We start from the raw sequence: 9,204 nt of genomic DNA on the forward strand, positions 1-9,204 counted from the left end.
CGGCGCCATGGACCTGTACTGCGTAATGGGCAACCCCGTCGAGCACAGCCGCTCGCCCCGCATTCATGCCCGGTTTGCCGAGCTCTGCGGCCAGCAGGTGGATTACAGCCGCCGGCTCGTGCCGATTGGCGCTTTTGCCGAAAGCGTTGCAAGCTTCAGGCGCGAGGCCGCCGAGCGCGGCGACACCGCACGCGGCTGCAACGTCACCGTGCCTTTCAAGTTCGACGCCGCCGCCATTGCACAGCACACCAGCGAGCGGGCGCTGCTCGCGCAAGCGGTCAACACGCTGCGCTTCGAGCCCGACGGCAGCATTCACGCCGACAACACCGACGGCATCGGTCTCGTCAACGACATCGTGCACAACGCGGCCGTACCACTCGCAGGCTGCGAACTGCTGCTCATCGGCGCGGGCGGCGCGGCTGCCGGCGTGCTGGGGCCGTTGCTCGATGCGGGCGTCTCGCGCATCGTGGTGGCCAACCGGACCGTCGGCAAGGCGATGGCCCTGGTGCAGCGCCATGCCGCGCTGGCACTGCGCCACGGCGCCGCGCTCGAAGCTTGGGCGCTCGACGAAGTGCCGGGCAATTTCGACGTGGTAGTCAACGCCACGGCATCCAGCCTCGCAGGCGATGGGGTGCCGGTTCGCGCGCAGGTACTGCGTACGGGTGCGCTCGCGGTCGACCTGATGTACGGGCCTGCGGCCGCCGGCTTCATGGCCTGGGCAGAAGCGCACGGCGGCGTGCCGCGCGACGGGCTCGGCATGCTGGTCGAGCAGGCGGCCGAGGCTTTCGAGATCTGGCGCGGCGTGCGCCCGCCGGCCGCGCAGGTGCTGGCCGAGCTGCGCGCCTCGCTCGCCGCAGGCCAATGAAGGGCCTGCTGCGACTCGTCGGCTGCCTGCTGCTGGCGGCCGTGGCGCTGGAGCTTTTCTTCGTGACGCGCATCGCGGCCATGGCAGTTGTCGCTCCGCAAAGCACCGCGTTCCAGCGCTCCGAAGCCTGGCAGATCGCCATTCACCAGGGCAGCAAAGGCGCTTGGCGCCAGGAGTGGGTGCCCTACGCGCAGATCAGCGACAACCTCAAGCGTGCCGTCATCGCCAGCGAGGATGCCGACTTCATCGACCACAACGGGGTGGAATGGGAAGCCATCGAGCGCGCGCGGCAGCGCAACGCCAAGGCCGAGGAGCTCGCGGCCCGTCGCGCGGCGCGAGCCATGGCCCGCGGCAAGCCGGTGCGCCCGGTGCAATTGCGAGGCGGCTCCACCATCACGCAGCAGCTCGCAAAGAACCTGCTGCTCTCCGGCGAGCGCACGCTGCTTCGCAAAGGCCAGGAGCTGGTGCTCGCCACGCTGCTCGAGGTGCTGCTCGACAAGCGCCGCATTCTCGAGATCTATCTCAACAACGTCGAATGGGGCGAAGGCGTGTTCGGCGCGGAGGCGGCGTCGCAGTACTACTTCAGAAAACCCGCCTCGCGCCTCGGCGCCGCCGAGGCCGCGCGCCTGGCCGTGATGCTGCCAAGCCCCAAGTTCTTCGAGCGCAGGGTCGGCTCGTCCTATCTCAGCGGGCGGGCTTCGACCATCGTGGCGCGGATGCCTGCGGCCGAGCTGCCCTGACGGCGCCACACGCCGCCTCGATGGCCAGCACCGCCGCAAAGCCGATCACGTAGGCCAGCACGTCCCACCAGTCGGCCGTGCTGCCGAGGACGATGCGCAGCGCGCGGTTCGGAATGTGCAGGTGCCAGGCCGATGCCAGGAACTGCCCCAACTCGACCGCCAGGCCCACGCCGAGCGCCGCCAGCGCCAGCGGCAACACGCGCGCGGCAACGAAGCTCTTGAAGAGAAGATAGACCCACACCACGGCCAGCACGTCGCCGAAGAAACTCCGCAACCAGCCCCAGCGCGCGCCGACGGTGGCCAGCAGCACGAGAACAAACAACAGGGCCACCGCCCACACCAGAGAAAGAGGATCGAAACGCCATCGCATGCCCCGTATCATCGCGCCCATGCTGGCAAAGCTCACGGGTTGGTTGTTGTTGGGAGTCGTCCGCTTGCTCACGGGGGCCCAGGCACGCTGGTACGGCTGTCCGCCGAAGGCCGAGCAGCGCATCTATTTCGCCAACCACCAGAGCCACGCCGACCTCGTGATGATCTGGGCCGCGCTGCCCGAGGAGCTGCGCAGCATCACGCGGCCGATTGCGGCGCGCGACTACTGGGCCAACACGCCGTTCAAGCGCTGGATCACGACCGAGGTGTTCAACGCGGTGTATGTGGAGCGTGCGGCCACGGCGCCGGCCGCGGCTTCGGCGGCCCGCGCAGAGCCCGAGGTGCCTCCACCAACCGTGAGAAATGCCGCGGCACCGCACGCCGAGCGCATCGAGCCTTCGATGGAACCCTTGATACCGCTGTCCACATTGATCGTCGACGTGACCCCTGAAGCCGTGGACGAGGTGCAGGGCCGGCTCGATCTTCCCGCTCCGCCGCCGCCTCCACCACCAATGCCTCCCCCGCCGGTACAGCCGCCCGCGATGGAGGGTGCAGAGCCGTCTCCGCCCGATCCACTCGCACCGCTGGTGGAGGCGCTGCGCAGCGGCGACTCGATCATCATCTTTCCCGAAGGCACGCGCGGCCACACCGGGGAGCCGCAGAAGTTCAAGTCGGGCCTCTATACGCTCGCGACGATGTTTCCCGAGGTGGTGCTGGTGCCCGCGTGGATCGACAACGTGCAGCGCGTCATGCCCAAGGGCGAGATCGTGCCGGTGCCGATCTTGTGCTCCGTCACTTTCGGTGCGCCGATCCGCGTCGAAGAAGCCGAAGAACGCCGCCCATTTCTCGATCGCGCGCGTGCCGCGGTGATCGCATTGCGCGACGTCTGAGCGAAACCTTGCGATGAACCAGTTCCTGCGCAGCCTCACCCCGACCCAGCAGGTCGCGGCCCTCTTTCTCATTGTCTTCGGCCTGCTCGTGATCGTGAGCACCACCGCCTTCTTCCTGACCTTCAGGGAGCGGCGCAACCCCGTGCACGACGCGGCGTGGCAGGCTGAACTGGCGCACTACCGCAAACTGCTGGGCACCACCTGGTTCATGGTGATCGTGTTCTGGGTCGGCTGGGCCCTGGGCGAAACGGTGGCCACCGTGCTGTTCGCACTCATCGCATTCTTTGCGCTGCGCGAATTCATCACGCTCTCGCCCACGCGGCGCGGCGACCACCGCAGCCTGATCCTGGCGTTCTTCGTGGTGCTGCCGATCCAGTTCTGGCTCGTGGCCACCGCGCGCTTCGACCTGTTCACCGTGTTCATTCCGGTCTACGTCTTCCTCGCGATCCCGGTCGCGAGCGCGCTGGCCGACGATCCCAGCCATTTTCTCGAGCGCAATGCCAAGCTGCAGTGGGGCATCATGGTCTGCGTCTACGGCATGAGCCACGTGCCGGCGCTGCTGCTCCTGAGCTTTCCGGGCTACGAGGGCAAGAGCGCCTTTCTCGTGTTCTTCCTGGTGTTCGTGGTGCAGACCTCGGTGCTGGTGCAGCACGTGATCTCGCGCCGCTCACAGCGCAAGCCATTTGCGCCCAACGTGAGCCGCAGCTTCAACTGGACCAGCTGGGGCATCGGCATCGGGGTGGCCAGCCTGGTGGGCGCGCTGTTCTCGTTCATCACGCCTTTCAAGTTTGGCCAGGCCCTCGCGGTGTCCGTCATCGCCTGCATCGCGGGCTCGATGGGCCACTTGGTGATGAAGGCGCTCAAGCGTGACCGCGGCATTCCCAACTGGGGCAAGAAGGGCGTGGGCGTCACGGGTGCGAACGGCCTGCTCGACCGTGTCGATGCGCTGTGCTTCGCGGCACCCATTTTCTTTCACTCGATCCGCTGGTACTTCAACGTCTGACATGCGCATTCTCGGCATCGACCCCGGCCTTCTGACCACCGGCTTCGGCGTGGTGGATGCGGACGGCCATGCGCTGCGCTATGTCGCGAGCGGCACCATCAGCACGCGGCACCTGGGCAGCGGAAATCTTCCGGCGCGCCTCAAGGTGCTGTTCGACGGCATCGCCGAAATCGCCGCGCGCTACCAGCCCGATGCCTCGGCGGTCGAGATCATCTTCGTCAACGTCAACCCGCAATCGACGCTGCTGCTGGGCCAGGCGCGCGGCGCCTGCGTGACCTCGCTGGTGAACAGCAATCTCACGGTGGCCGAATACACGGCCCTGCAGATGAAGAAGGCGGTCGCCGGCCACGGCCAGGCCGCCAAGGCACAGGTGCAGGAGATGGTGAAGCGGCTGCTCGACCTGCCGGGGCTGCCCGGCGCCGATGCGGCCGACGCACTGGGCATTGCCATCACGCATGCGCAGGTGGGCCGCTCGATGGCCCGGTTGGCCGAGGCTGCGGAGCTATCGAAGACGCACGCCGGCACCTACCGGCAGGGACGTTCGAGGTAGTGAGAGCCCCCAGGCTCTCGGCGGAGAAGCCTGGCTGCTAAACCACCCGCTCCGCAATCAGCACCGCGAAGAAGCCGAACGCCGCCAGCAGCGTCCACTTGAGCACGATCCAGCCGAAGCGCCGGTACTTGACCTGGCCGGTTCCCGCATAGAACGCGAACGACACGCCCGCCACCAGCAGAAGCAGCAGGATGGCCCAGCGAAAAAGAAGCATCGGCCGAACGCGCCCTACCAGGCCCGCGCGACTTCGCCGAAACCGCGCGGTGCGCGCTTCTCGTCTTCGAAGGTCACGACCTCGTAGGCGTCGCTGTTCGCCAGCAGTTCGCGCAACAGCTTGTTGTTGAGCGCATGGCCCGAGCGAAAGGCGGTGTAGGCCGCCAGCAGCGGCTTGCCGATGATGTACAGGTCGCCCATGGCGTCCAGGATCTTGTGCTTCACGAACTCGTCGTCGTAGCGCAAGCCCCCGGCATTGAGCACCTTGGTGTCGTCCATCACGATGGCGTTGTCGAGCCCGCCGCCGAGCGCCAGGCCCTTGCTGCGCATGTACTCGACCTCTTTGGTGAAGCCGAAGGTGCGCGCGCGTGCAATGTCGCGGCTGTAGGAATCCTTGCCGAGATCGAACTCCACGCGCTGGCCGGTGGAATTGACCACGCGATGATCGAAGTCGATCTCGAAGCTCAGCTTGTAGCCGTGGTACGGCTCCAGGCTCGCCCACTTCTCGTTGGCGCCTTCGCCCTCGCGCACCTCGACCTTGCGGGTCACGCGGATGAAGCGGCGGGGTGCCTTCTGCAGCTCGATGCCCGCGCTTTGGAGCAGGAATACGAAGGACGAGGCCGATCCGTCGAGGATCGGCACTTCGTCGGCCGTGATGTCGATGTAGAGGTTGTCGATGCCCAGGCCCGCGCAGGCCGACATCAGGTGTTCGACTGTCTGCACCTTTGCGCCGCCGGTCGAGACCGTGGAAGCCAGGCGCGTGTCGGTCACCGCTTCGGCGGTCATGCGGATGTCGACCGGCTCGGACAGGTCGACGCGCCGGAACACGATGCCAGTGTCCGCGGGAGCGGGGCGCAGCGTCAGCTCCACGCGTTGTCCGCTGTGAAGCCCCACGCCCACGGCGCGGCTGATCGACTTGAGGGTTCGTTGTTGCAGCACGCGAAGGATTTTAGGCGCGCCACGCGAATGGCGGCCTATTCCCCTCGCTATGGCACCGATAGACATAGGTTCTATTTCAAGCGCCCGATGATGGACGCAAAGGGCACGAAGCGGACGCAGCGCCTAGAGCCGGCAGAAGTCCCTTTCAGGTCTTCCCCGTACCCCTTGCGAACCTTCGTGCCCTCTGCGTTCGGTGGCCTGGCGTCAATCAGCTTGACGGCGCAGGAATGCGGGAATCTCGAAGTCGTCCATGCCGCCCGAAGACAGCGCGTCTACCTTGGCGGCAGCCATCGTGCGGTTGGTGCGCCACACGCTGGGCACCGCCATGCCGTCGTAGTTCGGCTGGCTCACGCTGTGGCCGCCGTGGCCTGCATGGCCCGTGCCAAGCGTCGGCACGTTGAACGGGATGTTGTCGGTGCCGGTACGGATCACTTCGAGCGTCGGTGCCTGGCGGCGCGCATCGGCGCGCGAGAGGCCGGTGGCGACCACCGTCACGCGCATCTGGTCGCCCAGGCTTTCGTCGTAGGCGGCGCCGTAGATCACGTGCGCGTCGGGCGAGGCATAGGCGCGGATGGTGTTCATCGCCAGCTTCGACTCGTTCAGCTTCAGCGAACCCTTCGAGGCGGTCACCAGCACCAGCACGCCCTTGGCGCCCGAGAGGTCGATGCCTTCGAGCAGCGGGCAGGCCACGGCCTGTTCGGCGGCGATGCGCGCACGGTCCGGGCCGGCGGCGGCGGCCGTGCCCATCATGGCCTTGCCGGGCTCGCCCATCACGGTGCGCACGTCTTCGAAGTCGACGTTCACGCCGCCGTACTCGTTGATGATTTCCGAGATGCCGCCCACTGCGTTCTTGAGCACGTCGTTCGCATGTGCGAAGGCTTCGTCCTGGGTGATGTCTTCGCCCAGCACGTCGAGCAGCTTCTCGTTGAGCACCACGATCAGCGAATCGACATTCGCCTCGAGTTCGGCCAGGCCGTTGTCGGCGTTGGTCATGCGGCGGCCGCCTTCCCAGTCGAAGGGCTTGGTCACCACGCCCACGGTGAGGATGCCCATCTCCTTGGCAACGCGCGCAATCACGGGTGCGGCGCCGGTGCCGGTGCCGCCGCCCATGCCGGCGGTGATGAACAGCATGTGCGCGCCGTCGATGGCGGCGCGGATGTCGTCCACCGCGGCCTCGGCTGCGTCACGACCCTTGTCGGGCTTGCTGCCCGCGCCGAGGCCGCTGGTGCCAAGCTGGATGATCTTGTGGGCATTGCTGCGCTGGAGCGCCTGCGCGTCGGTATTGGCGCAAACGAACTGCACACCCTGCACGCCACGCTCCATCATGTGCGCGACGGCATTGCCGCCGCCGCCGCCGACTCCGATCACCTTGATCTGAGTGCCTTGATTGAATTCTTCGACTTCGATCATTTCGATGGTCATTACTAACTCCTTGAATTTGCAGTTGCCGTTGTGTATCTGTGAATCTTTTTAGTGTCTTGACGAGTTCAACGAGGCTGTCGTCGCGGTGGTGGACCTGTGCGCCGCCATCGCTCGTTGAAATGCAAGGGCGGACCGCCGCGTGCGAGCCAGAGTGGGGAGTGATTCATGGTTAGAAGTTCCCCACGATGAAGTCCTTGAAACGTCCGAACGCAGTCTTTACGGATCCGTTCTTCTGCGCGACCTTGAAGCCGCGCATGCGTGCGAAGCGTGCTTCTTCGAGCAAGCCCATCACGGTGGCCGCGCGCGGCTGCGCCACCATGTCGGAGAGCGCGCTCGAATACTTCGGAATACCTCGCCGCACCGGCTTCAGGAAGATGTCCTCGCCGAGTTCGACCATGCCGGGCATCACGGCACTGCCGCCTGTGAGCACCACGCCCGAGGACAGCACCTCTTCGTAGCCCGACTCGCGCACCACCTGCTGCACCAGCGAAAAGATCTCTTCGATGCGCGGCTCGATCACGCCCGCGAGCGCCTGCTTGCTCAGCATGCGCGGGCCGCGGTCGCCGAGGCCGGGCACTTCCACCTGCGTGTCGGGGTCGGCCAGCAGCTGCTTGGCATAGCCGTTCTCGACCTTGATGTCCTCCGCGTCCTTGGTGGGCGTGCGCAGCGCCATCGCAATGTCGCTGGTGATCAGGTCGCCCGCGATCGGGATCACGGCCGTGTGGCGGATCGCACCGTTGGTGAAGATGGCCACGTCGGTGGTGCCCGCGCCGATGTCGACCAGCACCACGCCAAGCTCGCGCTCGTCTTCGGTGAGCACCGCCTGGCTGGAAGCCAGCGGGTTGAGCATCAGCTGATCGACCTCCAGCCCGCAGCGGCGCACGCACTTGATGATGTTCTCGGCCGCGCTCTGCGCACCGGTCACGATGTGCACCTTGGCCTCCAGCCGCATGCCGCTCATGCCGATCGGCTCCTTCACGTCCTGGCCGTCGATCACGAACTCCTGCGGCTCCACCAGCAGCAAGCGCTGGTCGCTCGAGATGTTGATGGCGCGCGCGGTTTCCACCACGCGGGCCACGTCGGCCGGCGTGACTTCCTTGTCCTTCACCGCCACCATGCCGCTCGAGTTGATGCCGCGGATGTGGCTGCCGGTAATGCCCGTGTAGACGCGGCTGATCTTGCAGTCGGCCATCAGCTCGGCCTCCTTCAAGGCTTGCTGGATGCTCTGAACCGTGGCGTCGATGTTCACCACCACGCCGCGCTTCAGGCCGTTGCTCGGAGCAATGCCGAGCCCGGCCAGCTTGAGTTCGCCGCCGGGCAGCACCTCGGCCACCACGACCATCACCTTGGCAGTGCCGATGTCGAGTCCGACAACCAGGTCTTTGTATTCTTTGGGCATTGAATGTCCTCGGTATTCGCTATTTATTTCTTCTTGGCCTTAGGCTCGGTCACGACCGTGGTGACGCCGCGAAGACGCAGCGCATAGGCGTCGTTGTGGCGCAGGTCGGCCCCTTCGACGTCCGCCGCGGTGCGGTGGTATTGGCCCGCGACCTGGGTCACGGTTTTCAGGAAACGCTGCGCGCGGGCCGCCACCTCTTCGGGCTGGCCTCGGCCAAGCTCGATCTCGGCACCGGTGTCGAGCTCGACTTTCCAGCTGCCCCGGCTCGACAGCGTGAGCTCTTCCACGCCGAAGTCGTAGGGCTGGAAGATCGGCGCCAGTACGCGGTACATGCCCAGCACCTGCCCGGCCTGCTCAATGGGACCGTCGAGGCGCGGCAGCCGGTCGTCGATTTCGGCCACGTTGGCGTCGAACACCTCGCCAAAGCCGTTGATCAGCTTGGAGCCGGCCTCGTCGCCCCAGGTGGCTACGGGCACCTGTTCGGTCAGCGTGACGCGCAGCTTGTTCGGAAACTCGCGCCGCACCACCGCCTTGCGCACCCACGGCACCGACTCGAAGGCCGTGCGCGCACGCGCCAAGTCGACCGTGAAGAAGTTGCCGGCCAGTTGCGGCGCAACATTGGCGCGCAGCGTCACGGCGTTGTTGTGCGTCACGTCGCCGTCGACCTTGATACCGCCTATCGGAAAGAAAGGCTGGCGCAGCACCCACCATGCGCCTGCCGCCAGCAGCATGAGCGCCACCACCACGAACGCCAGGTTCGAGACGATGTTCATCAGCTTGACGTCAAAGGGCACTGGAATGCTTTCGGCCATGG

At 66.3% G+C, this 9,204-nt stretch carries 11 protein-coding genes; 5 read left to right on the forward strand and 6 right to left on the reverse strand.

The window, feature by feature from the left end; translation table 11 throughout:
- Positions 1-7: 7 nt before the first annotated feature.
- Positions 8-865, forward strand: coding sequence for a shikimate dehydrogenase (gene aroE, locus J2X92_RS26405; RefSeq protein ID WP_307580307.1), 858 nt, complete (start codon positions 8-10; stop codon positions 863-865).
- Positions 862-1,605, forward strand: a complete 744-nt coding sequence (mtgA, locus tag J2X92_RS26410) for a monofunctional biosynthetic peptidoglycan transglycosylase (RefSeq protein WP_307580309.1) — start codon at positions 862-864, stop codon at positions 1,603-1,605. Before aroE ends, mtgA begins: the two co-directional genes overlap by 4 nt.
- Here the strand turns inward: mtgA and J2X92_RS26415 are convergent.
- Positions 1,550-1,987 (reverse strand): ribosomal maturation YjgA family protein, encoded by a 438-nt coding sequence (locus J2X92_RS26415; RefSeq protein WP_307580422.1) that lies wholly within the window; start codon positions 1,985-1,987, stop codon positions 1,550-1,552. The two genes, mtgA and J2X92_RS26415, sit on opposite strands and share 56 nt — an antisense overlap.
- Before the next feature lie 7 nt (positions 1,988-1,994).
- Here J2X92_RS26415 and J2X92_RS26420 point away from each other — a divergent pair, with 7 nt between their 5' ends.
- Genes J2X92_RS26420 through ruvC form a run of 3 tightly spaced genes read left to right on the forward strand, consistent with a single transcriptional unit; the run spans position 1,995 to position 4,417 of the window.
- On the forward strand, positions 1,995-2,864 hold the full coding sequence (locus J2X92_RS26420; RefSeq protein ID WP_307580424.1) for a lysophospholipid acyltransferase family protein: 870 nt from the start codon (positions 1,995-1,997) through the stop codon (positions 2,862-2,864).
- A 13-nt stretch (positions 2,865-2,877) separates the two neighbouring features.
- Positions 2,878-3,867, forward strand: coding sequence for a phosphatidate cytidylyltransferase (locus tag J2X92_RS26425; protein ID WP_307580311.1), 990 nt, complete (start codon positions 2,878-2,880; stop codon positions 3,865-3,867).
- A gap of 1 nt (position 3,868) precedes the next feature.
- Positions 3,869-4,417 carry a crossover junction endodeoxyribonuclease RuvC gene (gene ruvC / locus J2X92_RS26430; protein ID WP_124960408.1) on the forward strand — a complete coding sequence of 183 codons (549 nt, stop codon included), beginning with the start codon at positions 3,869-3,871 and terminating at the stop codon, positions 4,415-4,417.
- Between the two features lie 37 nt (positions 4,418-4,454).
- On the opposite strand, the gene J2X92_RS26435 is transcribed toward ruvC, so the two are convergent.
- The 5 genes from J2X92_RS26435 to J2X92_RS26455 form a co-directional block, all read right to left on the reverse strand.
- A complete protein-coding gene (locus J2X92_RS26435) occupies positions 4,455-4,631 on the reverse strand; it encodes a hypothetical protein (protein ID WP_164547854.1) in 177 nt (58 codons plus the stop codon).
- 14 nt (positions 4,632-4,645) lie between these two features.
- Entirely contained in the window at positions 4,646-5,569 is a 924-nt protein-coding gene (gene lpxC / locus J2X92_RS26440; protein ID WP_175543340.1) for a UDP-3-O-acyl-N-acetylglucosamine deacetylase, read from the reverse strand.
- 204 nt (positions 5,570-5,773) lie between these two features.
- Positions 5,774-6,991, reverse strand: a complete 1,218-nt coding sequence (gene ftsZ / locus J2X92_RS26445) for a cell division protein FtsZ (RefSeq protein WP_307580317.1) — start codon at positions 6,989-6,991, stop codon at positions 5,774-5,776.
- A 169-nt stretch (positions 6,992-7,160) separates the two neighbouring features.
- On the reverse strand, positions 7,161-8,390 hold the full coding sequence (ftsA, locus tag J2X92_RS26450) for a cell division protein FtsA (protein ID WP_007832444.1): 1,230 nt from the start codon (positions 8,388-8,390) through the stop codon (positions 7,161-7,163).
- Between the two features lie 23 nt (positions 8,391-8,413).
- Positions 8,414-9,202: a cell division protein FtsQ/DivIB gene (locus J2X92_RS26455; protein WP_307580329.1), complete on the reverse strand. Its 789-nt coding sequence runs from the start codon at positions 9,200-9,202 to the stop codon at positions 8,414-8,416.
- Positions 9,203-9,204: the final 2 nt, after the last annotated feature.

The organism is Variovorax paradoxus (assembly GCF_030811855.1).
Taxonomy (GTDB): Bacteria; Pseudomonadota; Gammaproteobacteria; order Burkholderiales; family Burkholderiaceae_C; genus Variovorax; species Variovorax paradoxus_L.

Coding starts and splice junctions, on each gene's coding strand:
- aroE (WP_307580307.1), top strand. CDS start 8: ATGGACCTGTACTGCGTAATGGGCAACCCCGTCGAGCACAGCCGCTCG.
- mtgA (WP_307580309.1), top strand. CDS start 862: ATGAAGGGCCTGCTGCGACTCGTCGGCTGCCTGCTGCTGGCGGCCGTG.
- J2X92_RS26415 (WP_307580422.1), bottom strand. CDS start 1,987: ATGATACGGGGCATGCGATGGCGTTTCGATCCTCTTTCTCTGGTGTGG.
- J2X92_RS26420 (WP_307580424.1), top strand. CDS start 1,995: ATGCTGGCAAAGCTCACGGGTTGGTTGTTGTTGGGAGTCGTCCGCTTG.
- J2X92_RS26425 (WP_307580311.1), top strand. CDS start 2,878: ATGAACCAGTTCCTGCGCAGCCTCACCCCGACCCAGCAGGTCGCGGCC.
- ruvC (WP_124960408.1), top strand. CDS start 3,869: ATGCGCATTCTCGGCATCGACCCCGGCCTTCTGACCACCGGCTTCGGC.
- J2X92_RS26435 (WP_164547854.1), bottom strand. CDS start 4,631: ATGCTTCTTTTTCGCTGGGCCATCCTGCTGCTTCTGCTGGTGGCGGGC.
- ftsZ (WP_307580317.1), bottom strand. CDS start 6,991: ATGACCATCGAAATGATCGAAGTCGAAGAATTCAATCAAGGCACTCAG.
- ftsA (WP_007832444.1), bottom strand. CDS start 8,390: ATGCCCAAAGAATACAAAGACCTGGTTGTCGGACTCGACATCGGCACT.
- J2X92_RS26455 (WP_307580329.1), bottom strand. CDS start 9,202: ATGGCCGAAAGCATTCCAGTGCCCTTTGACGTCAAGCTGATGAACATC.